Source organism: Rhodococcus sp. DK176 (assembly GCF_038447315.2).
GTDB classification, from domain to species: domain Bacteria; phylum Actinomycetota; class Actinomycetes; order Mycobacteriales; family Mycobacteriaceae; genus Rhodococcus_F; species Rhodococcus_F jostii_A.
Genome location: NZ_CP118322.2, coordinates 347,642 through 368,982 on the forward strand (window position 1 = coordinate 347,642; position 21,341 = coordinate 368,982).

General features: G+C 64.7%; 21 protein-coding genes and 1 pseudogene. 10 read left to right on the forward strand and 12 right to left on the reverse strand.

What is annotated here, in order from left to right; genetic code table 11:
* Window positions 1-58 precede the first annotated feature (58 nt).
* Window positions 59-499, reverse strand: a complete 441-nt coding sequence (locus PSR88_RS38510) for a MarR family winged helix-turn-helix transcriptional regulator (protein ID WP_011599175.1) — start codon at window positions 497-499, stop codon at window positions 59-61.
* Between the two features lie 606 nt (window positions 500-1,105).
* Between PSR88_RS38510 and PSR88_RS38515 the strand changes: the two genes are divergently transcribed.
* From PSR88_RS38515 to PSR88_RS38530, 4 genes and pseudogenes are all read left to right on the forward strand, one after another.
* The gene (locus PSR88_RS38515) at window positions 1,106-1,306 is read left to right on the forward strand and encodes an RGCVC family protein (protein ID WP_237723862.1); all 201 of its coding nucleotides are present in this window, start codon (window positions 1,106-1,108) and stop codon (window positions 1,304-1,306) included.
* A 474-nt stretch (window positions 1,307-1,780) separates the two neighbouring features.
* Window positions 1,781-1,897: pseudogene (locus PSR88_RS38520) on the forward strand (DUF3040 domain-containing protein); the annotation flags it as partial.
* 135 nt (window positions 1,898-2,032) lie between these two features.
* Window positions 2,033-2,185: a hypothetical protein gene (locus PSR88_RS38525; protein WP_237723866.1), complete on the forward strand. Its 153-nt coding sequence runs from the start codon at window positions 2,033-2,035 to the stop codon at window positions 2,183-2,185.
* A gap of 168 nt (window positions 2,186-2,353) precedes the next feature.
* Entirely contained in the window at window positions 2,354-3,250 is an 897-nt protein-coding gene (locus PSR88_RS38530) for an SPFH domain-containing protein (protein ID WP_016880649.1), read from the forward strand.
* Between the two features lie 341 nt (window positions 3,251-3,591).
* Here PSR88_RS38530 and PSR88_RS38535 read toward each other — a convergent pair whose 3' ends face one another.
* The gene (locus PSR88_RS38535; RefSeq protein WP_016880650.1) at window positions 3,592-3,948 is read right to left on the reverse strand and encodes a DUF488 domain-containing protein; all 357 of its coding nucleotides are present in this window, start codon (window positions 3,946-3,948) and stop codon (window positions 3,592-3,594) included.
* A 441-nt stretch (window positions 3,949-4,389) separates the two neighbouring features.
* Between PSR88_RS38535 and PSR88_RS38540 the strand changes: the two genes are divergently transcribed.
* Window positions 4,390-5,184, forward strand: coding sequence for a succinate dehydrogenase iron-sulfur subunit (locus tag PSR88_RS38540; protein ID WP_029538063.1), 795 nt, complete (start codon window positions 4,390-4,392; stop codon window positions 5,182-5,184).
* 335 nt (window positions 5,185-5,519) lie between these two features.
* On the opposite strand, the gene PSR88_RS38545 is transcribed toward PSR88_RS38540, so the two are convergent.
* Window positions 5,520-8,318 (reverse strand): aconitate hydratase, encoded by a 2,799-nt coding sequence (locus PSR88_RS38545; RefSeq protein WP_016880652.1) that lies wholly within the window; start codon window positions 8,316-8,318, stop codon window positions 5,520-5,522.
* Entirely contained in the window at window positions 8,315-8,674 is a 360-nt protein-coding gene (locus PSR88_RS38550; protein ID WP_016880653.1) for a carboxymuconolactone decarboxylase family protein, read from the reverse strand. Before PSR88_RS38550 ends, PSR88_RS38545 begins: the two co-directional genes overlap by 4 nt.
* A 340-nt stretch (window positions 8,675-9,014) precedes the next feature.
* Between PSR88_RS38550 and PSR88_RS38555 the strand changes: the two genes are divergently transcribed.
* On the forward strand, window positions 9,015-9,428 hold the full coding sequence (locus PSR88_RS38555) for a VOC family protein (protein ID WP_029538066.1): 414 nt from the start codon (window positions 9,015-9,017) through the stop codon (window positions 9,426-9,428).
* A gap of 128 nt (window positions 9,429-9,556) precedes the next feature.
* Here PSR88_RS38555 and PSR88_RS38560 read toward each other — a convergent pair whose 3' ends face one another.
* A complete protein-coding gene (locus PSR88_RS38560) occupies window positions 9,557-9,841 on the reverse strand; it encodes a YciI family protein (RefSeq protein ID WP_016880655.1) in 285 nt (94 codons plus the stop codon).
* A gap of 80 nt (window positions 9,842-9,921) precedes the next feature.
* On the reverse strand, window positions 9,922-10,614 hold the full coding sequence (locus PSR88_RS38565) for a helix-turn-helix transcriptional regulator (protein WP_016880656.1): 693 nt from the start codon (window positions 10,612-10,614) through the stop codon (window positions 9,922-9,924).
* Between the two features lie 226 nt (window positions 10,615-10,840).
* Here PSR88_RS38565 and PSR88_RS38570 point away from each other — a divergent pair, with 226 nt between their 5' ends.
* Window positions 10,841-11,410 (forward strand): FHA domain-containing protein, encoded by a 570-nt coding sequence (locus tag PSR88_RS38570; RefSeq protein ID WP_016880657.1) that lies wholly within the window; start codon window positions 10,841-10,843, stop codon window positions 11,408-11,410.
* Window positions 11,411-11,695: 285 nt separating this feature from the next.
* On the opposite strand, the gene PSR88_RS38575 is transcribed toward PSR88_RS38570, so the two are convergent.
* The 3 genes from PSR88_RS38575 to PSR88_RS38585 all read right to left on the reverse strand — a co-directional run bounded on the left by PSR88_RS38575 (window position 11,696) and on the right by PSR88_RS38585 (window position 14,497).
* Window positions 11,696-11,926 carry a hypothetical protein gene (locus PSR88_RS38575; RefSeq protein WP_016880658.1) on the reverse strand — a complete coding sequence of 77 codons (231 nt, stop codon included), beginning with the start codon at window positions 11,924-11,926 and terminating at the stop codon, window positions 11,696-11,698.
* Between the two features lie 52 nt (window positions 11,927-11,978).
* Window positions 11,979-12,731, reverse strand: a complete 753-nt coding sequence (locus PSR88_RS38580; protein WP_029538068.1) for an MgtC/SapB family protein — start codon at window positions 12,729-12,731, stop codon at window positions 11,979-11,981.
* Between the two features lie 101 nt (window positions 12,732-12,832).
* Window positions 12,833-14,497, reverse strand: coding sequence for a hypothetical protein (locus PSR88_RS38585; protein WP_037196066.1), 1,665 nt, complete (start codon window positions 14,495-14,497; stop codon window positions 12,833-12,835).
* Window positions 14,498-15,396: 899 nt separating this feature from the next.
* Between PSR88_RS38585 and PSR88_RS38590 the strand changes: the two genes are divergently transcribed.
* Together PSR88_RS38590 and PSR88_RS38595 are read left to right on the forward strand one after the other, a co-directional pair.
* On the forward strand, window positions 15,397-15,774 hold the full coding sequence (locus PSR88_RS38590; protein WP_342338975.1) for a serine recombinase: 378 nt from the start codon (window positions 15,397-15,399) through the stop codon (window positions 15,772-15,774).
* Window positions 15,775-16,409: 635 nt separating this feature from the next.
* Window positions 16,410-16,538 (forward strand): hypothetical protein, encoded by a 129-nt coding sequence (locus tag PSR88_RS38595; RefSeq protein WP_272943389.1) that lies wholly within the window; start codon window positions 16,410-16,412, stop codon window positions 16,536-16,538.
* A 1,679-nt stretch (window positions 16,539-18,217) separates the two neighbouring features.
* On the opposite strand, the gene PSR88_RS38600 is transcribed toward PSR88_RS38595, so the two are convergent.
* From PSR88_RS38600 to PSR88_RS38610, 3 genes are all read right to left on the reverse strand, one after another.
* Complete coding sequence (locus tag PSR88_RS38600; protein ID WP_016880663.1) at window positions 18,218-18,739, reverse strand: Dps family protein; 522 nt, start codon at window positions 18,737-18,739, stop codon at window positions 18,218-18,220.
* Entirely contained in the window at window positions 18,736-18,864 is a 129-nt protein-coding gene (locus PSR88_RS38605; protein WP_272943390.1) for a hypothetical protein, read from the reverse strand. The genes PSR88_RS38600 and PSR88_RS38605 overlap by 4 nt, the downstream gene beginning before the upstream one ends.
* A gap of 490 nt (window positions 18,865-19,354) precedes the next feature.
* Window positions 19,355-19,912, reverse strand: coding sequence for a CBS domain-containing protein (locus PSR88_RS38610; protein WP_016880665.1), 558 nt, complete (start codon window positions 19,910-19,912; stop codon window positions 19,355-19,357).
* A gap of 755 nt (window positions 19,913-20,667) precedes the next feature.
* On the opposite strand from PSR88_RS38610, the gene PSR88_RS38615 reads away from it, so the two are divergent.
* Window positions 20,668-21,045, forward strand: coding sequence for a serine recombinase (locus PSR88_RS38615; protein WP_342338976.1), 378 nt, complete (start codon window positions 20,668-20,670; stop codon window positions 21,043-21,045).
* Window positions 21,046-21,341: the final 296 nt, after the last annotated feature.

Genomic DNA, 21,341 nt, shown 5'->3' on the forward strand with positions numbered 1-21,341 from the left:
GGATTGATGTGCGGGCGACCGATCACGGCCCCGGGCGGGTCGACGAACGGACGCGATGTCACCGATCCTGGGGAGGGTCGTCCCAGATGGGTAACTCGAGGGCGGGTCCGAGGCGCAGCAGTTCGTCGCGGTGCATCGCACTCAGACGTGCCAGGATCAGCTGCCCGTGCTCGGTCAACTCCACCCGTACCGCCCGCGCGTCGGACGGGTGCGGCGCGCGCTCCACGAGACCCTGCTTCTGCGCCCGGTCGACCAGCTCCACCACGCTGTGATGACGCAGCTGCAGGCGGTCGGCCAGCTCTCGCATGGTGGCCCATTCGCGGCCGGGAAATCCCTTGAGTGCGAGCAGCAGCTGGTAGTGCTGCGGGGTGAGGCCATGGTCACGGACCGTATCCTCACTGAAGCGCACATAGCGGCGGATACCGAAGCGGAAACGTGCCAGTGCCTCGAAATCCCGCTTCGTCAACGGCTCCGACTCCACGTGCTCCTCTGCAGTCACGGCACCTCGCCCCTTCAGTCGTCAGAACCGCCGCACTATATATCGTCATACGATACACCAGGGATGTTCTCGTGGTCATCATGCCTGAACGGGGCATTGCCCGACATCGTGCAACGAGTCCTTGAAGACAGCGCCGACGTCGATGCCGCGGCGACGAGTGCGTAACGCCCCGCCGTGCGATCGGCCACCGACTCGGCAATGTCGACAAAGTATCGCCGATTCGCGGTCGTGATTCCAGCGCAGACGATTTCCGATTCCCTCAGAAGAAGGACGCACAGGAACACATCATGTATCAGCACCCGCACTGCCCCGTGCAGCGGAGCGATGAGTACGGGCGGACGATTCCGCAACGAAAGCATCGAGGACTCGTTCGGGTGCAATTGCGACAGGATCGCCGAGGGCCGAGGAAGGGTCGTCGGGACGTTGTGAACCCTCGACGCGTCACCGCAATAGGTTCCGGGAGAGGGTCGTCACCCGCGGAGCCAAAGGAGCCGGCGGGCACGTGTAGCCTTGAGGGTGCCGAGGGCCCGAACATGCGCGGTCAAGCCATGTCGTCCTCGGCGCCCGAACCGGCCCGATCACAGGGCCGAGAACTGGAGCGCCGCCATGGCGTCGAACGCGACCAATGTGTCGAACCCTGAACGGGCACTGGAATCAACGCCGTCCTGCACGGCATGTCCGCACCGCCCGGATTCCCACGATGCGCTCGGTATTCGGTTTTGCGCCGCGACCTCGGACCGAAACCTCGGCCGAAAGTGCATCTGCGCTGGCGAACCGGCGACTGGCCAGCACTACTCCCGGTACTGAACGAGAAGTACAGCTCGAAAAGCCCACCCAGGCATATCCGCCCGATTCCCGGCGAGTTCTACCGCAACCCCTATTCGCGCGGTGCGGGACCGGCGCCCATGCGGCGACATCACCGACCGCACCAATCGGCGACCGTCGCCAGAAAAGGGGGTAGCGGTGGTACTCCCACCTTTACTGGCGCGCAATCACCTTCGTGTCCGGCAGGGGCCGGGCTTCCCGCGGTGCCGGATGTCGACCGTGATTTTCGCGAAAGTCGCATACGGATCGAGCGATGGGACCGGATATGTGGTTGGGCGCGAGTGCCTTCGCGCACGAAGAAGGTCCACTACCGAACCACCGACGAGGAGCGCAGTCAACCGGGTGGCCGACGCCGCGCCTTCCCGTGCTGCAGGCGAAACATTTTTATCGTGATACGATATAAAAAGTGGTCGTCCCGGCACCAAGACCTCGCCGGGGGAGTCCGGGAGGTGCGCTGTGCTCAGCGACGATGAACGAAATGCTCTGTGCGAGATCGAACAACGGCTACTCGCAAGCAGCCCGACGCTGGTCCGAGTGTTTCACGGCGTCACACCGCGCCCACCATACGATCGCAGTGTGCGGGTCCGGCTGAGAGTGCTGGTGCTCGCGGTGACGTTCGGCATGTTTGCACTGCGGGGGCCCCGCGTTTTCAACGAAGCCGAGATCACCGTCCGGAAGAGTTCACCGACGCCACGTACAACACGGGCGGTGCCAGCACGCAACCGTCTGGCCGTCGGCGGTTCCCATTCCGCGAGCGCGATTCCGGTCAATACCGACACCGTCCGGATCCTCGATCCGTCGACGGCGTCCGGTGCTGTGCTCATACCGTGGCCGCCCCGCGAGGTGCCGGCACCGAACTGAGTGGCGAACTCGGAAACCCCACGCCTCGCGCAGGTTTGGGCGACTCCACGAGTCGAGGCGCTGCTCCGAGGAGCCGTCAACGCGGGGACGTGAGGTAAATTCATCGATTGGCAGCAAGCCCGTGGTGACCGGGTATCGGTAGAGGCCACGGGCGGATGGGAGAACACCATGATTCTCTATGCGGTGGCCGTCTTGGTCGGACTCGGCCTGCTCGGCCTGAGCTCGAGCATTCGCGTCGTCAAACAGTTCGAACGCGGCGTCGTGTTTCGGTTCGGACGCGTCCAGCCCGCCGTCCGCGCACCGGGCCTGATGTTGCTGATCCCGATCGCCGACCGGCTCGAGAAGGTGAACATGCAGATCATCACGATGCCGGTGCCCGCCCAGGACGGCATCACCCGCGACAACGTGACCGTCCGGGTGGATGCGGTCGTCTATTTCAACGTCGCCGATCCGGTGCGAGTGGCCGTGGACGTGCAGGACTACGTCTCCGCGATCGGCCAGGTCGCACAGACGTCGCTGCGGTCGATCATCGGCAAGAGCGAACTCGACGACCTGCTGTCCAACCGGGAGGGCCTCAACCAGGGCTTGGAGCTGATGATCGACAGCCCCGCGCTGGGGTGGGGTGTGCAGATCGACCGGGTGGAGATCAAGGATGTGGTCCTCCCCGATTCGATGAAGCGGTCGATGTCGCGCCAAGCCGAGGCCGAACGTGAACGGCGGGCCCGCATCATCACCGCCGACGGCGAACTGCAAGCCTCGGCGAAACTGGCCCAGGCCGCCGAGACCATGACCGAACATCCCGCCGCCCTGCAACTGCGGCTCCTGCAAACCGTCGTGGAAGTCGCGGCCGAGAAGAACTCGACCCTCGTGCTGCCGTTCCCGGTCGAGTTGCTCCGCTTTCTGGAACGAGCGACACCGCACACCGCCCATGTTCCGACGCGAACAACCGAACCCACAACCACGACCACGCCTGCCAACGTAAACGACGAACCGTCGACCCGGCACACACAACACAGATCCGTCGACGCCCGCGGATTCGCCCTCGAGCAATCACGATTCGGATAGGGCCAATAGACCCCTCAGGCTCCAGAGCGGTGATCGCCGGTTCCGTTCGGGGGTCCTGGGCCGCAGGCGGGATCGGGAGCGGTGGTTCACCCCGACACCACGGTAACCTCTATTGTGACGGGACTCGCGGTAGGGGACAGGACCGTCACCCCGCGTCTTCCGGGTTTCCAGGATGTCGCCCTGCGGGCCTTGGGGTCTGACTGCCCGCACTGACCTGCGCCCGACCCACCACTGCCCCGCGGACCACGGCCCCGTTCTGACCGCGGCCGACCGGCACGGCTCGAGGTGCAAGGCCGAGGGTTCATGGATGCGATGAGTATTCAGCCCGTCCCATGGTGATGTCAGAACTGATTCGAGATCCACTCGCGCAAGACCACGGCTTGGTTGTGCTCGAGGTCCTTCGCCGAATACAGCAGCACCACAGTCCCGTTACGCGCCGCCTCGACGATCGGTTGGGCGGCAGCGCGATTGGTGTCGAGTTCCTGAAGGTAGCGGGTGCGGAACTCCGGAAAGCGATCCGCCTGGTGGCCGAACCAGGTCCGCAGCTGCGTGCTGGGCGCCACCTCTCTGATCCAGGCGTCGCAGTCGAGGTCCGCCTTCGCGATGCCCCGTGGCCACAGTCGATCTACCAAGAAGGTTGGCGATGTCTTCTTGGTGCCGCGAGCGTCATAGGCTCGCACCAACTCGATCGGGCCCATAGATCGATCATGACACGAAATGACGGTGCCCACAACGAATGACAAACCCGCGGTGCACTGTGGCGGTGGCGATGAAGACCGCGGACACCGCACTGATGGATGAGAACCTGCTGAAGCTGCCCGAGTCGATCCACCTGGCCAAGCGCACCACGGCCGTCAACCGCGGCAGAACATCGGTGTCGCGCCCGCAACCGTGTCGCGGTGCCGGCAGGCGCCTTCGCCGGCCACGCCACGATGTCCCTCGGGATGCTCGTGCACGGACTGTCGGTGCTCGTGGCCCTCGTTAGGAGGGGTGTCGCGTCCGCACATCACGCGGCGCCCCCGGCGCGAGAGAGGGTCCGGACCGGTTTTCCGATCCGACAACCGACCACTGAGCTAACCTGTGGACAATCCGAGACGCGCTCCCCGAAAACGTAATTGACGAGGTTGGAGTCGATAACCATGTCTGTCCCCATGAACAACGAGGGCCCGGGTTCCGTCGCGCTACCGCCGGTCCCCGAAGGCGCCGTGATGGTCACGTTGAAGATTCGCCGTTTCAACCCCGAGGACCCGGGCAAGGCCGGATGGGTCAGCTTCGAGGTTCCGTGCCTGCCCACCGATCGGTTGCTCAACCTGATCACCTACGTCAAGGGGTATCTCGACGGGACCCTGACCTTCCGCCGCTCGTGCGCGCACGGCGTGTGCGGATCGGATGCAATGGTCATCAACGGAGTCAACCGGCTCGCGTGCAAGGTGCTCATGCGCGACATGCTGCACAAAGACGGTAAGAACACCACCGTCACGATCGCACCCCTCAAGGGACTCCCGGTCGAGAAGGATCTCGTCGTCGACATGGAGCCGTTCTTCTCGGCGTACCGCCAGACCAAACCGTTCCTGATGACATCGGGTCAGGAGCCCACCCGCGAGCGGATCCAGTCCCAGGCCGATCGTGCCCGGTACGACGACACCACCAAGTGCATCCTGTGCGCGTGCTGTACCGAGTCGTGCCCGGTGTATTGGGCGGATGGTAGCTATTTCGGGCCGGCCGCCATCGTCAACGCCCATCGCTTCATTTTCGACAGCCGCGACGAAGGCGCCGGGGAGCGGATGGACATTCTCAACGGCGTCGACGGCGTCTGGCGTTGCCGCACCACGTTCAATTGCACCGACGCTTGTCCGCGCGGAATCAAGGTGACGCAAGCGATCACCGAAGTCAAACGCGCGTTGCTGTTCAACCGCAAGGCAGTAGTGCGGTAGCCCGCACGAGTTCTGCAGTTCATCGAGGCGCGCGTGCTGTCGACGCGCCAGGCCTTTAACATTTAACAGGGGTCTCCGGCCCTGGTCGGGGAACGAAAAGGTGTCACCCTGTTGCTTCCCCGACCGACTCACTGTTGCTGTTGGGTGAGTCCCGCGAGCATCCGATGCACGTGGGCGGCCTGGCACTGTTCACTCCACCGGGGGTGACGGCGGAGGTGCGGGGGCTGTTCGAGAGACGCTGTTTCCGCATGGGTGCTCTCCGGGCAGGAAGTGGACCGGGGCCACCACTCCCGTTCCGGCCGGCGGTCGCTGCCCCGGTGGGCATGGCGAGCCGCTCAGGTGACGAGGAGCTGTCGCAGCACATATTGCAGTATCCCGCCGTGCCGGAAGTATCCCGCCTCCGCGGGGGTATCGATCCGCACCGTCGCCGGAAATTCCTGTACTTGACCATGGTGGTCGGCTCGGACGGTGACCTCGGTAGGGAAGTCCGCGCCCGGGTCGCCGCCTTCGAGTCCGGTGATCGAGTATTCCTCTTCACCGGTCAGCCCGAGGCTTTCGCGGGTGCGACCGGGCGGGAACTGCAGGGGCAGCACCCCCATGCCGATCAGGTTGGAGCGGTGGATGCGTTCGAACGACGTCGCGAGGACCGCTTTGACCCCGAGCAGCAGTGTTCCCTTGGCCGCCCAGTCGCGCGAGGACCCAGATCCGTATTCGGCGCCGGCGAGGATGATCAGCGCAGTGCCCTCGGCGGCGTAGGCGTTCGCGGCGTCGAAGATGCTCATCACCTCCCCGCGGGGGAGGTGGCGGGTGACGCCGCCCTCCGTGCCCGGGGCCAGCAGATTCCGCAGCCGGATGTTGGCGAAGGTACCGCGGATCATCACCTCGTGGTTGCCGCGACGGGATCCGTAGGAATTGAAGTCGGGCGGTTCGACACCATGCTCTCGCAGGTAGATACCGGCCGGGCTGTCGCGGCGGATCGTGCCCGCGGGTGAGATGTGGTCGGTGGTCACCGAATCCCCCAACATGACCAACACCCGGGCGCCGGTGATGTCGGAGATCGGTTGCGGTTCGGGCTGTATGCCGTCGAAGTACGGTGGCCGCCGCACGTAGGTGGAGTCCTCGTGCCATTCGAAGATCTCGCCGGAGGCGACATCGAGACCGCGCCAGTTGTCGTCACCGGCGAAGACATTCGAGTAGCCGTCGGTGAACATCTGCGACTGCAGGCATTCGTCGATGACTGCCTTGACCTCCTCGGTGCTCGGCCAGATGTCGCGCAAGTACACCGGCTGCCCGTCCGACCCGGTCCCGATCGGGTCACGGCGCACATCGGCGAGCATGGTCCCGGCGAGTGCGTAGGTGATGACCAGCGGCGGGGAGGTGAGGAAGTTCATCTTGCACTCGGCGTGGATGCGGCCCTCGAAGTTACGGTTCCCGGACAGCACCGCGCAGGCGGTCAGATCGTGTCCGGTGACCGCGTCGCTGACCTGGGGGATCAGCGGACCGGAATTACCGATGCAGGTGGTACAGCCGTAGCCAACGAGTCCGAAGCCGAGCCGTTCCAGATAGGGGGACAGACCGGCCCGTTCGTAGTAGTCGGTGACCACACGCGATCCCGGGGCCAGCGACGTCTTCACCCACGGTTTGCGGGTCAGGCCCGCCTGCACGGCCTTCTTCGCCAGCAGGCCCGCACCGATCATCACCGACGGATTCGAGGTGTTGGTGCACGAGGTGATCGCCGCGATGACGACGTGCCCGTGATCGACACTGTGCACCTCGCCGTCGAGGACCACCTCCACCGGGTCGGAGGGCCATTCATGGCTCTTCCCGCACCGGCACGGTGCCGCCGGCCCGTCCGAGGCGCGGTCGTGGTCGATCGCGATCGGATCGCTGGCGGGGAATGACTCGTCGGATGCCTCGTCGAGGCCGGCTTCCAGCGCCGACGGCAGTGGTTGGCCCGCCAGCAAGGACCCGACGGCGTGCGGCGCGCTGGCCAGCGGGATGCGGTCCTGGGGTCGTTTCGGACCCGCGATGGAGGGCTCGACGGTGGCGAGGTCGAGCTCAACGGTGTGGCTGTAGGCCGGTTCCTGATCGGGGTCGTGCCACATTCCTTGTTCTTTGGCATAGGCCTCGACGAGTCGGATCTGCTGCTCGGGTCGCCCGGTCAGACGCAGATAGTGGAGGGTCTCGTCGTCGATGGGGAAGATGGCGCAGGTCGAACCGTATTCGGGGCTCATGTTTCCCAGGGTCGCCCGGTTGGCCAACGGGACGTTGGCGACGCCAGGGCCGTAGAACTCCACGAATTTGCCGACGACACCGGTCTTGCGGAGCAATTCGGCGATCGTGAGGACGAGGTCGGTGGCGGTGGTGCCCTCGGGTAGGGCGCCGGTGAGTTTGAGCCCGAGGACCTGCGGCAGGAGCATGCTCATCGGCTGGCCGAGCATGGCCGCCTCCGCCTCGATTCCGCCGACTCCCCAACCGAGCACGCCGAGGCCGTTGATCATCGGGGTGTGCGAGTCGGTGCCGACGAGAGTGTCCGGGTAGGCGAGGGGGCCGTTCGGTGTGTCACGTGTGAAGACCACGCGGGCCAGGTATTCGAGGTTGACCTGATGGCAGATGCCGGTATCGGGTGGCACGACCAGAAAATCGTCGAAGGCATGCTGCGCCCACCGCAACAGTTGGTAGCGCTCCTTGTTGCGGGAGAACTCGAGGTCGGCGTTGACCCGGTAGGCGTCGGGCCGGCCGAAGACGTCCGCGATCACCGAGTGATCGATGACCAATTCGGTGGGAATGAGCGGGTTGATCTTTCGCGGGTCGCCGCCCAGCGCCGTCATCGCGTCCCGCATCGCCACCAGGTCGACCACACACGGCACGCCGGTGAAGTCCTGCATCAGCACCCGGGCCGGGGTGAATTGGATCTCGGTGTGGCCGGGATTGCGCGGTGACCACGAGGCCAGGGCCGAGACCTGTCCGGGGGTGACCAGGCGGCCGTCCTCGTTGCGGAGCAGATTCTCCAACAGCACCTTCATACTGTAGGGAAGCTGGACGTCGGTCTCGATCGCATCCAGCCGGTAGATACCGTATGTCTGGTCTGCGACCGTCAGTGTGGAGCGCGCACCGAAACTGTTGCCGCTCACGGTTCGGGCTCCCCGGTAGTGGTGTGGCCACTATGGTTCATGGCGTTCAGGGCCAGCGTGGAGTGCGCGAACGCACCACCGGCCCGCATTTCCGCCGCGACCCAGATGGCTTCCATGATTTCCTCCGGTTCGGCGCCCGTGCGGCGGGCGAGCTTGGTGTGCCCGGTGATGCAGTAGGGGCACTGCGTCACATGGGCGACCGCGACCGCGATCAGCTGTTTCGTCTTCTCCGGCAGCGCACCGTCGGCGAAGACGGCGCGACTGAAATTCTCGAAGGCGTCGTGAATCCCGGGTGCGAGCGCCTTGCGGCGCTCCGAAATCTCCGGCGTGGTGGGCTGATACAGCGACTCGGGCATACAGCTGTCCTCCTGTTTCAGCGTTGCCAGCCGTAGCACAGACACCGCAGCAGCAGCGCGGACCTTGCCTGCCACCATAACCCGTCCGCATCAAATTGCCAGGGCCGAATGTCCCCACCTCCACGACCGATCCGGTGGCTCAACGGTGCAGACTGAGTGGGGCGATCTGCAGGACAGTGTGGAACGATTAATCATCGGCCCGATTCGCTTGCCGCATTGCGCGGCGCGATGGTGTCGGAGGACAATATTGGATGCGTGCGTTCCGATCTGAGCGACGGGTCCACCCCGCGCCGTGAGCGTTACGGTGAAGATCACGGACCGCCCGGGCGTAGGAGATGAGATGTGCGCTGCCAAGGTTGCCTCGTCGGTGATGCAAGTGGCCGAGTTGGATCGGTCGGTGAAGTACTACTGCGACGTATTCGCCTGCCGTGTCGCTGTGCGCGAGCCCGATGCAGCACTCCTTGTGACGCCGGACAACTTTCAGATCTACATGTATGCGAAGAAGGGGGCATCGACCCGTCGCGGGGTAAGCGTTATCGGCGTCCACTACGTCATGTGGGCCGCCGACACCGAGGACGAGTTGGAGCGGATCACCGAGCGACTACGCACATATGACGCGGCCACATACACGCAGACGGTCGGCGGGGTGACGTTCGTCGATGGTTGCGACCCGGACGGCATTCGTGTCATCGTCGCGTACCCGGGCCCCGAGCAGCTGCCGCGGGAGCTGATCGCGCAACGATTCCGCGGGTGACCACGACCGTTGGACAAGAACCGTCGAGTACCAGAGGTCATCGAGCCTCAAGAGGTACCGTGCACGGTTCGGTCAATTCCGCCGACGATGCCCGATCGGCATATCCCGACACTGGCGTGGATCAGCACCTAGCCGCGGATTTCGCCAATCACGGGGTTCCATATGCTGATGAGAACCTTCGATACGAGGTTTGCTCGAGCAAATGGATCGTGCGTGAACAGACGTGTGACGGTGTCTTCGTCGGCACCGTCGACGATGAACTGGGTGCCGGTATGGTCCGCGAGGGGACCCGATGACAGCACCACTTTGCGGCGGACCAATTCGGCGAGCCACGCACGGTGGTCGGTTCGGTGATCATCACGACCGGAGGATGTTTCGGGGCTGTAGGTGTATTCGACGACGAACACGGGCATGCTCTTCTCGTTCTCTCGTGAGTCGATCTATTCAGTGTGCATCCACGCTCGATTCAATACCCGTTCTTCTCGCCCGATTCCTATGACGGTTCATCAGGAGTGGGGGTCAGGTACGCCAGGCAGAGCGACGGCTCGACGAACGGCTCGAGCCGATCGGCCGCGAGAGGTGCCCGCACCTCGGCCAGCGCCCCGCGGATCAAGCCCAGGTGCAGCGAACACACCACGTCCCTGTGTTGCTCGGCTACCTCCCGGAACGGGCAGTGCCGCAACGGGATCACTGGTCGAGTGAGGTTCTCCACCGCGCCCGGGGCGAAGCCGGACTCGGCCAGCACCGTCGACAACCGGCGGACCCCGTCGGCGGCGTCCACCCGCTGCGACGGGGCCGGCCGCTCCGCCAGGTAGCGACCCCACGCCTCCCCGGCCGTCTCGGCAGCCCGGCCGGGCTCGGGCAGAGTGTCGACGATAAGGCCGGTCAGCATCTCCGCCAGCAACCGATAACTGCGCTGGCCGGTGGACGCATCCGAGGTGGTAGCGGCATAGACCATCCGGGGCCGACCCGGCCGGCGGCGGTCCTCGGCGCGACGCTCGGCCAGGCCCGCGTCGACCAATCCGTCCAGATGAAACCGGGCCGTATTCGGATGCAGGTCGACCCGGTCGGCGATGTCCTGTACGCCCATCGGTTCCGCCGCGGCGCACAGCAGGTCCAGCACCCGGTTCCGGGTCTCGCCGAGCGCGGTCGGCAGCGTGGGGTCGGTCAACGTCTGCTCGCTCATACTGCCTACTTTAGCCGAGACCATTAGTAGAAACCATCTGTATCGGCGAAGGAGGCGGCGCGCGGTCGAGCATCGGATCGTGCCAGGTCAAGTACCCTTAGTGATGCTAGTCACACGCGTTTCGCCTTCCGGCGGACGACGAGTTTGCACTATTCTAATAGTAAATATTAGTTGTTGTATGAGGCAGTGCTAGCTTGCTCTCCTCGCGCAGAGAGAGGACCTCGTCGTGACCGCATCATTCGAACTCACAGACACCAAAATCGGCTCCGGTGTTCGGGCCGGCTCGGCCATCCGAGACGACGCTGACCGTCTGCTCCGCGAGTATCGGGCGAAAGCCGCACTGGTGACCGAGTTGTCACTCGATGGCCCACTGTCGGCGAAGTCGTACGCCGGGATGAACCTCCCCACCGCCCGCCGTCGACGGCATCCGGCCGCCAGCGACCCGCCTTGGGGCCGTGCCGAGGTCGAGGCACTGCCGTCTGGTTCGGCACTGCTCGTGGTCACACGGGGATCCAACCGCGGTGACTGGTTCCTGCTCGATCAGACGGTCACCACGATCGGTCGCCACATCGACAGCGACATCTACCTCGACGACACGACCGTCGGCCGCCGCCACGCCCAGATCCGGCGTGACAACGACTCGTTTCGGGTGACCGATGTCGGCAGCCTCAATGGCACCTACCACAACCGGGCACCGGTCGACACCGCACTGCTCGCCGACGGTGACGAGATCAAAATCGGAAAATTCCGGCTCGCGTTCCTCATCACACCGCTGTCAGCGGCAACGGATCAATGACCCCGACGGAGTGAGTGATACGGCTTTCCCCGTCGACCATGATCGCCCCGCAAGCTGTTGCGTGGCGTCCTCGACCAGCACGAGGCACCGAAAGCCGCTCGAAAATCGTGATGCACGGCCGTGAGCCGATAGCCCGCTCATCCCGTGGGAAACTGCTCAGACTCACGTTGCCCAACCAGCGGGCCGGAGTTTCGGTGCAGGTGGTGTAGCCGTAGCCGACGAGTCCATGGCGCCAGCTGCCGGTATCCAATCGTGCGCGCCCAAGCGTTCCGCGGTCCGTGGGTCTCAACCCGCGAGCCACAGACGCCGCCGTGCCACGGCCTTCATCTTCTCCACGATCTCCGGCCGGAGCGGAGTCGGGGGGTTCGGGTGCAGCTGCGCGTTCAGACAGCGGAAGAACTCGCAGGTATCCATACCGAAGACAGCGACGATCTCCTCCGCCGGGCCGCCGCCATGCGGGAACCAGCGAAGCGCGAAGGGCATCATCCGATTCACCTTTGCCGTGTTTCCGGTCATCGTATTTCCTTTCCCTCACCGCTACCTGGCCCGAGTCGACGGCGGAGCATCCCTATTCCGGTGGGTCTTCGCAATGGACTCCGGCGACGTGGTCGAGGACCGATAGTTGTGTCACCAGTTCGCTCATGTTCGTGGTTCCATACAGTTCGAGTTCGACTTCGACGCTGCTGGTGAGTGGCAGCACCGTGTCCAGATTGTCGCGCAGGCGGGTGAGGACGCCGCCGGTGTCGGTATCGGGGTGTCGGGTGGTAAAACCCTGAACGGCGAGCCCGTGCTCGGTGCAGGCCGAAATGATGCGCCGGAGTGCGCCGGTGCCGTCGGCGTACCGCACTCGTAGGAGGTGCTGGCTGGGCTTACCGAGCCGGGTGGAACGGACGACGACCGGATACGCGAAGGCGATGACGAAGTGGCAGCCGGTGACGAACACCGCCGGAAGGATCAGCCCGGCACCGGACGCGGTCCCGATCGCGGCGGTGAGCCAGATCGACGCCGCGGTGGTCAGTCCGCGCACCTTGTTGCGGCGGACGAAGACCAGCCCGGCGCCGATGAAGCCGATTCCGGAGACGATTTGGCCGGCCACCCGCGAGGGGTCGAGCGTGACCAGGCCTTCGGCGAGGACGTCGCTGAACCCGTACTTGCTGACGATCATGAACAATGCGGCGCCGAGACCGACGAGGGTATGGGTACGCATCCCGGCGGACTTCTGCCGCAGTTGCCGCTCCATACCCACCGCCGTGGACAGCACCACGGCCACCGACAACACCGCCAACATCTGCCACCAGGACGGGTACGAGGTCACTAACATCGCGCGAATATTCCTTTGACGATAGGACAATAAGAACGGCCGCGGCCTTCACGCTGGAACATACGGTCCCGCAAGCGTGCCGGTGTTGTTGAAGGTCGGGTCTATTCTGCTTCTGGATGGGACGACGAACTTGCCGCCACCAACGGTGGGTTGGAAGGTCCGAAGCCGGAAAGGTTGTTGGCCTCGAGGCACTCTCGCAACGTGGGCGTGTTGCCGCGGCGACTCGGAGCGGTGCGCCACACCTGCGTCTCGAATGGGAAGATCGACTCCCGCCGTCGACGTTCGAGGTCCTTGACAGGTGTCATGGCGGGCGAGACCCGTGGCGGCGAGACCGGTGTCGGTGCGGTCAGTGTCCTGGAGGGGCGACGACGTGCGACAACCTCGAGTATGGCGACAGCGCCGATCGCGGTGGTAACCGCCACGGTGAACCCCCAGCGCTGGAGGTACTCCGGTGATGCCGCGACGGCCGCGTGGAGCGAGGTGGCGAACAGCGCACCGGCGGCCGCGACCGATACGAGCGTGGACCGCCGGTCTCGGGCGGAGGCGAGCGCGTGGGGCAACAGACAGCTTTCAGCACTATCACACAACTTACCGAGTTCGGTATGCAGAAACGCGATCTCGTCGGCGGTGCGGTTCGCCAGCGTTGATCGAAGGTGTGTCGATTGGATCCGCGGAGGCCGGTGAGCACCCGCGGGGTGTGTTTGCAGAAGCCGTGTCTCGATCATCCGTGTGCGAGCCGCCGCGATGTCGCCGAGGCCCGCGAGGGCGCCGCGTTCGCTCAGGTGGCGGCGGTTGCGCAGGAGCGACAGTACGCGTCGGTGGTCCGCCGAGTGCTGTGCGCGGAGGGCGACCCAGCCGATGAGGCAGTAGACCATCTCACGGCTGCCCCGACCGAGATGGCCGGGACCGGTAGCGGTAGCGGTGGCGCCGAGGTCGACGGCGAGGGCCCGGGCGTCCTCGCGAATCGCGATCCCCGACCCAAGACGAGACGCCCTGTCGATCAGCGGGGCCCGGTGCCACCGCAAGAGTCCACGGTAGGAGGGGGACGCGGCCCCTGCGCTGGGTGTGGTGCCCGATTCATCGACCAGTCGCCGTACCGTACCGACCCCGTCCGTGTGGACCTCGATGATCAGGCCCTCGAGGGCTCCCGAATCGGTCCAATGAGGGCCGCGGATTGTCAGGCTGCGCAGCGGCCGGTAGACCTCAGATCTGGGCAGTCGGGTGTCCAGCCGCGGGAAGACGTCGATCGGGCTCGCCTCGGCTGTCAGCCCGAAGGGACGAAGAAAGGCTTCGATGGCGGCCCAGAATTCGGGGCTACCACCGCCGCGGAGCGGGTCATTGTGCCGGTCGATCAGGCTGCCGGTGCGGTCGGGGGTGAGTTCCTCGCAGGCCAGCACCAGCCCGTTGCCGGGAACCTCCCACAGTGACAGGCACGTGGCCGGTGGGCCGACGTAGCGGTGTTGTGGGCCGGCAGGTGCGCGCTGGTTATCGAGTGCGAGGCCGAAGGTAACCGGGGGACTGCTGCGATCGACGATGTGCCGGAACGCCAGCAACTGTGCGTGCGGTCCATCGTCTCCGGTGGCGGTGGGGGCGCTGATGCGAGCCGGCGGGAAGGGCTCGACCTCGTCGACCGCGGGTACCGGGACCGGGTCGGCGCTTTCGACGATATCCAACGGCAGCAGGATGACCCGCAACAGTGCCCGGCGTCTCCGCGACGACAGCGAAGCCGGGTTCGGCCGACGGGGAACGAGTCCAGGACGATTCATTTCTGTTCCATCAATTCTCGACACATCCGGTACTCGTGCGCCGACCCCATGGGTCGGCAGGGAGACAGTCATCTCACCGGATGTTGTGGGAGTGCCCCTGTCTCGCTCACCCTGAACTCGTTGGGAAACACGTCGTCCCGGCCGCGGAGGGGCCGGGACGGGCGTGTCAGAGGCCGGAAGTTGGCCCCCGATCGGGTGGTCACACGCGGGGCGGACCAATAAGACTGCGATGTGCTTCCATTGAACTCGGCAGGGTTTTGTGAGCCGCTGTCACCGCTGTAGAAAAATGGAAGAGAGTGCAGTCGCTGATATTTCCACGCTCCGAGCCGTTCTCTTCCGAAGCTGCTACGTCTGATATGGGCGCGGGTCTGGGCTGTTAGCCGAGTTCGCGGGGCAATATCATCGATCGCTCAGGCAGCGAGGAGGGTGGCGGGGTGCGGTGTTGACGCCAGTGTCGCGTCAGCTCTTCCGCTTTCGGGTGAATAGAGTGGACGCGATCGCCTTCTCTCGCTTCTCCGCCCGGCGCTCCTTGAGGGCTCGTGCGGACTGTTTCGAACTCTTGACGGCGGACTTGTCAGCCATTGTCGGTCCTTTCCGAATCGGCAACCGCGAACTGACCTCGACCATACCCAACAAAAGAAATAAGTCCAGTTCAGCGGCCGATTAGAGGCGGTTCGATGATGCGCGGGCCGTGACGACGGCGTCGGTTGGTGCGTCGGCGGGCTGTTCCCCGATCCGAGGTACTCTCACCCCCTGTGGCGTCCGATCCGGTCGCGTGCGACGTCCGCCGGGAGTTTCCGAGGTGCAAGGCGCGCAGGAAATTTCACGGACTTGCTTATTTCTTCCCGATGGCTATGGTGCAGGGCAGCATTAGTGGCATCTATTTGGAGGACTGAAATGTGAGTGCAGCTACCGATCGTCAGTGGGCGGTTCGTGACGCTGTTCTGCGTTGGCTTCTTGCGAAGACAACGGAGGGTTATCGCAGCCCGATTCTGGACGCGGATGCCATCGGAGCAGAGGTCGGGTGGGTGGCCTCGCCGCTCACCCGCGACGAAGTCGTCGACGCCTCGATGTTCCTGTTCAAGGAGAACTATGTGACAGGCGTGCCGGTAATGGGGATCGGGATTCCACGACCGATGCTGACTGTCGCGGGACGTCGGGTGGCCAAGACCGGCAAACCGCTGAGGTACAAGGTCGACGCTCACGAGGCGAAGGTGCGCCGGCGTCTGGCGGCACCGCTCGCAGAGACATCCGCGACAACGGCGGCAGTGAAGTGAAAGAGAGAATGACTCGACCGGTCACTCGACGATGAGTACGTGAGCACGGGGTTGAGCGCGGAACCTGTGCGGTCCGCGCCGTCGTCGGCGCAGACCACGCCGGCACCGACGAGGTTACCCAGTCCGGTCGCGCCGCGAGGTATGTGTCGTATCCGCGTACGCACACTCCGTCGCGAAGGACCGACCCATCGGTCGACTATTTCATTGGTTAGCGATCGGTACGGCCTGGACCGTATGTCGGCGCCGGGCGGCCAGGGTGCATCACCGAAAACTCCGGAAGGATAGCAGAATTCATTGCGGTCCTACTGGATGACAGGGTGCTCCGAAGATCGTAGCGTGGGCGCTGGAAGGATCGGCCAAGGTGCGCAGAGCGACCTACAGTTTCGCCTGCCCGTCGCCGTTCGCGCGGCGGCGGGCACGTTGTTCGCTGGTGAGGGTGTAACGGTCGGCAATGACTTCGCGGCCTTCTCGTGGCGTCCATCATGAGTGTGAGACCCGACCACAGGATTCCGTCGATCCTCGCCGGTGCCGGGTCGATCAGTACCGATTCCGCGGGCTGCGAGTGAACTGAGCCCCACCACATTACGTTCCCCACCTAACGCCACATTTGGCCCGCCCCGAGGAGGACCTGTCCCGTGAACCTCAATGTCGCCCTACTGTTACTTGTCCTCACCGGCGGAATCGGTGGCACCGCCGCCATCCAGGCCGCGTTGCGCCGTGCCGCTGACCGCGGCCGGCGTGCAGTGTTCCACGTCAGCGGCTGACCAATCCTTCTCGGCGCCAGGCCCGCCGGGGGCTACGAAGGGCAGAGATGAGCGATCCTGCGATGGGGGTGGGTCTGATACGGGCGCTGCCGCGCATCCCGTGCCGGCTCACTTTCATTTGCAGGTCCGTGCCGCCGGGTGCGTGTGGGTCCGGGCAGATGCCTTTCCGACTTCGTCGACCCACGGCACTGAGGATCCCACCCCAGGATGGCGAACACGGCTTGCGCGGAGATTGGCGTGTGGTGTCGAAAGGGCCCTGCACGACGTCGAGGTGCACGATCAGGCCGATCCCCGGCGACGTCGTCTATGGCGACGATATCGAGCGTGCCGGCGCCCGAAGTTTTCGGCGGTGGCCAGTCGCCGACGACCGTTTGATCACTACCCTCGGCGCCAGTCCGCTCTTGGATTGGTCTTCCGGATGCAGCCGCATGGGGGGCGTCCCGTGTGACCGTCGGTGCAGGCTGCAGCTGTGAGTGGCGGTGATGGAGGCCAGGACGTTCGGATCGCTCGGGTTCTCCTTCTGTCTGCCGGCCCGATCGCTACGGGGACGAGGGTGTGATCACCGGAGTGTTCCCGTCCGAGATGCATCCGGCGAGGTCCTCGATTGCGGTTGTCCCGATCGCCCTGCCCGAACTTGCGTTTGAGAGCTGCCCGCACCGTCGAGGCTGATGCACCCTCGTGTGCGCGGTACACCTGGTCTACGCCCCGCTGGATGTTCGCCGCGACGGGCACCAGATCCGCCGCACACCCGATGTCTATGCGCACTGGAACCTCGACCACATCAACCTCGATCCTCGTGCATCACCGCGCGCTCACCTTGAGAGTATGAGAGACGCAGGATGACTCAGCTGCCCATTCGTCGTCGATGGCTGTGGTGCATGCTATCGCGGCTGAGATCTGTCGGCCGGAGGCTGAATCAGCCGATCGGGCTCTCCCATTCAGGTTCCTTCCTCGGGTCGAGAGCGTCCCGATCGACCCGGCAGGGGGGTGCATCGCACCGTTCGGAGTGGGTGCCGCGCGCAGGAGTCGACCACTGCGACGAACACTGTCAAATCAGGGACCGCTCGGCGAAAGGCGTGCGATGGATCGCTCGTTTCTGGGCGAGTTTCGTGCACAGGTATTTGCGGGCGAAGACCGCGTACACCGTCCCGGTTGACCAGAACTCCGCCGGCGGTTTCCCGCCACGCGGTACCACCGCGCACGATGTATAGGGTGGCATCAACTACGAAGGGCGGCAATTCTTCTCGGGTCGCCTCCCGCGACCTGCCGTGCCACCCGGTGCAGGCAATCGCGATTCGAGGGGCGCCCACGCTGCGTCGGTGACCGGCGACGAGTACACCGCGCAACCATGTCCCCCCGGGCACAATGAGATCGGCGATGATGACATTGTGGGCTCCTGTTGGGGCGGTGATCTGGTGATCACCGACCCAATCAGGAGCCCACTTTCTTCGATTCTCGGCGCGCGCCAGTTCGAGTTCTCACACGCACTGTGGCGCAGCCGCTGGAATGACCCGCAACCGATCATTGGGCGGCATGGACTGTCGTCGCACTCGGGCTTCGCGTGCTGGGGCGATTGGAGTGCGGCATGCAAACGCGATCGTTATGGCATTGATGGCCGAGACCGCCGGTGCCGATCGTTTGGCGCGGCCGCCTCCTTGTTCGGGCACTGTCTGGCGGTGCTAGGTGACGAGCAGCTGTCCGAGCCGACGGCGGTGGGTAGATGGTTGTGCGCTCTGGGCCTGCCACATCCAGTGCAGTTGCTCGAGTCGGGCGGTGATGCCGATCAGCAGGTCCTGGGTGACCGGGTCCGCCTTCTCGGTGGACTCGATGCGGGCCCGGAACCGCTCGATGACGGCGGCCAGGTTCGCGGCGATCGTCTCGACCACCTCGGCGTCGGGTGTCCAGCCCTCGGCGAATCCCGTGGTGCCCGCGTCCGCGGCCACGGTGGCCGCGCGGCCGTCCGGGCTGACACCGATCGCGGTGGCGCGTTCGGCCGCCTCGTCGGTGAATTTGCGTGTGACGGTGGCCAGCTCGTCGAGGGAGGGGTGTACCGCCAGGAAGTGGGGTCCGATGACATTCCAGTGCGCCTGTTTGGCGATCAGGCTCAGGTCGATCAGGTCGACGACGGTGCCCTGCAGTGCCTTGCCGGCGATTCGTTGATGCTCGGCGTCGAGGGTGGTGGTGATGGGGGAGGGGGTCATGGTTGCTCCTGACGTTTTCGTAGGTCGGTGTCGGGGTCCTTGTTGTGGTCGTCCAGGCCGATGTTGTCCCGATTGTGCTGTCGGCGTGGTGGGGGATCGTGCCCGTCGGTGAGTTCGGTACTCACGTGTGCTGCGGGTGTCCGGCGCTCTGCGATCTCAGGCACTGTCCTCGAGAGGCGGAACCGTGTTCTACTCAGCCTCGCTGAGCCGGTGTGCGAGCACTGAACCGGCGTTTCCTCCCGGGGCGCCGTGATCGGTCTCGGGGGCGAACATCACCTCGAGATGGGCCTTGATCTGGCGCGTGCTCATCGATCCGCCGTGGGCGAAGGATCGATGGATTGCCGCGGCGGGCGTGCGCGATCGATTCATTCCTCGTTCTCTCTTTCTCGGCCTCCGGGCCGCTACCGGCGCAGGGTGGCCGTGCGTGCGGCGCAGCGTCACGACGGGCGCCGCGATCAGAGTGCCTTCGGCCACAGCCCGGTCGGCGTGGCCGCGGACTGAGCACTCAGGCCGTCGGGGCGATGCCGAAACACCCTCACCGCGCACTGAGTCGCGGCGGTGTAGTGATCACCGCGGCGCGCTGTTGCCAACAGCTTGTGCCTGATCGACCACCACCTAGTCGTCAGTGGCAATGGACACTGTGCGGGTGCCCGGTACGGTCTTGCTCAATGCGATCGCGATGCGGCGTTCGGATTCGTCTGCGAACGGGCCTGCGAGGGTGACGCAGCCCTCCTCGACCGTCACGCGCCAGCGTCCGTCCCCGGTATAGTCGTCGAGGCGGCGTTGCGCGCCCACGGCGATCGTCTCGTCCGGTTTGAGCATCAACCGCACCACGTCACTGCGGCTGAGGATGCCCACTACCCGCCCGTCGATATCCACGACCGGTAGACTGCGTAGTCCCTGCTGAAGCAGCATCTGGCTCACATCGGCCAAATAGTGATACATCGGCGCCGCAACGGCGGGTGCAGTCATCACCTCGCCCACCGTCTCCGAGCACGTTTGTCCGGCCCGCAACACGTCTCCACTGTTCAACATCCCAACCAACCGGTCGTGGTCGTCGACCACCGGCACCGCCGCGAACCCGTACTCGGCCAGCAGCACTGCGGCCGTGCGCATACTGTCGGATTGGCGCACCACTCGAACCGGTCGCTGCATCACGTTCAACACTCGCATCGTCACCACTCGTTTCAGTCGATCCGGCACCCACCACTAAAATGCGCCGGAAGTTGGCCCCCCGTTAGGTTTCACGCGGATGCAGGCCGATGACATTCGCCGTGTTTAGCGGAAAGGAGGGAAGCCGGCGAGGTCCTCACCCCAAGTAGCTGGAACCCGAAACTTGGTAGTCCGTGATGGGGCGAGTCGGCTTTTCTCTTGGCCGAGCGTCGAGTGCGACATTCCAACCCTCAGGCAGTGACGAGGACGGCGGGGAGGTGGCGATGCTCCAGGATGGCTTCAGCTCTTACGCTTTCGAATGAACTGAGTCGATTCGAGGGCCTTCGCTCGCTTCTCCGCCCGGCGCTCCTTGAGAGCACGTGCAGACTGTTTTGAACTCTTGACGGCGGACCTGTCAGCCATTGTCGGTCCTTTCCGAATCGGCAACCGCGAACTGACCTCGACCATACCCAAAAAAAGAAATAAGTCCAGTTCAGCGACATATTCGGGGGAACGGCACGTCTACCGAGCCACGCGCAAAAGGGCCGGCTCGGAGTGCGTCGACGGTGACGACGGGATCGGCCAGAACGTCGTCACCGGTCTGTTCCCGCGCGAGATACCCTGCGCCTCAGTCACTCCCGCGCCGATCATCCTGCAGCATCAACCGGAGGTTCTCCGAAATCCCAAGACGCGCAGAATAGTTCGATACCTGCCTATTCCTTGCCGACTGCTATGGTGCATGGAAGCATCAACGGCATCTACCGGAGGACTGAAATGTGAGTGCAGCTACCGATCGTCAGTGGGCGGTTCGTGACGCTGTTCTGCGTTGGCTTCTTGCAAAGACAACGGAGGGTTATCGCAGCCCGATCTTGGACGCGGATGCCATCGGAGGAGAAGTCGGGTGGACAGCGTCGGCGCTCAGCGACGACGAGGTGTACGACGCCTCGAACTATCTCTTCAAGGAAGGCTATGTGACAGGCATGCCGGTGAAGGGTGTCGGGATTCCACGACCGATGCTGACTCTTGTCGGACATCGTGTGGCCAAGACAGGCAACCCCCTGCGGGCCAAGGCCGACGCTCGCGAAACCAAGTCGCGCCGGCGCCCGCAGACTTTCGCAGAGGCATCCGTGACGACAGCGGGCACAGCGAAGTAGACGGCTCCGACCGTCATCTGACTATGCGTACGTGAGCACGGGATCAAGCCCGCCGAAACATTGTCCGACCATCACCACACCCGAAGGGAGGTTGACATGTACACCAACGTGGCACTGCTGCTGGGGTTGCTCGCCGGAGGAATCGGCGGCACCGCGGCCCTGCAAGCACTTCTGAGGCGGCCCGGCAGACCGAGCCATAGGGCATCCTCGGTGATCCACTTGGGCCATGTCTCCTAAATGTTAGTGCACGGGTGCATCATCGCGGGTGCAATGTCTACCTGACGGTGAAGACCCCA

Excerpts from the sequence above, each read along its gene's own strand:
- PSR88_RS38515 (WP_237723862.1), top strand. The coding sequence starts at position 1,106 with ATGGCGTCGAACGCGACCAATGTGTCGAACCCTGAACGGGCACTGGAA.
- PSR88_RS38530 (WP_016880649.1), top strand. The coding sequence starts at position 2,354 with ATGATTCTCTATGCGGTGGCCGTCTTGGTCGGACTCGGCCTGCTCGGC.
- PSR88_RS38535 (WP_016880650.1), bottom strand. The coding sequence starts at position 3,948 with ATGGGCCCGATCGAGTTGGTGCGAGCCTATGACGCTCGCGGCACCAAG.
- PSR88_RS38540 (WP_029538063.1), top strand. The coding sequence starts at position 4,390 with ATGTCTGTCCCCATGAACAACGAGGGCCCGGGTTCCGTCGCGCTACCG.
- PSR88_RS38550 (WP_016880653.1), bottom strand. The coding sequence starts at position 8,674 with ATGCCCGAGTCGCTGTATCAGCCCACCACGCCGGAGATTTCGGAGCGC.
- PSR88_RS38555 (WP_029538066.1), top strand. The coding sequence starts at position 9,015 with ATGTGCGCTGCCAAGGTTGCCTCGTCGGTGATGCAAGTGGCCGAGTTG.
- PSR88_RS38560 (WP_016880655.1), bottom strand. The coding sequence starts at position 9,841 with ATGCCCGTGTTCGTCGTCGAATACACCTACAGCCCCGAAACATCCTCC.
- PSR88_RS38565 (WP_016880656.1), bottom strand. The coding sequence starts at position 10,614 with ATGAGCGAGCAGACGTTGACCGACCCCACGCTGCCGACCGCGCTCGGC.
- PSR88_RS38575 (WP_016880658.1), bottom strand. The coding sequence starts at position 11,926 with ATGACCGGAAACACGGCAAAGGTGAATCGGATGATGCCCTTCGCGCTT.
- PSR88_RS38580 (WP_029538068.1), bottom strand. The coding sequence starts at position 12,731 with ATGTTAGTGACCTCGTACCCGTCCTGGTGGCAGATGTTGGCGGTGTTG.
- PSR88_RS38585 (WP_037196066.1), bottom strand. The coding sequence starts at position 14,497 with ATGAATCGTCCTGGACTCGTTCCCCGTCGGCCGAACCCGGCTTCGCTG.
- PSR88_RS38600 (WP_016880663.1), bottom strand. The coding sequence starts at position 18,739 with ATGACCCCCTCCCCCATCACCACCACCCTCGACGCCGAGCATCAACGA.
- PSR88_RS38610 (WP_016880665.1), bottom strand. The coding sequence starts at position 19,912 with ATGCGAGTGTTGAACGTGATGCAGCGACCGGTTCGAGTGGTGCGCCAA.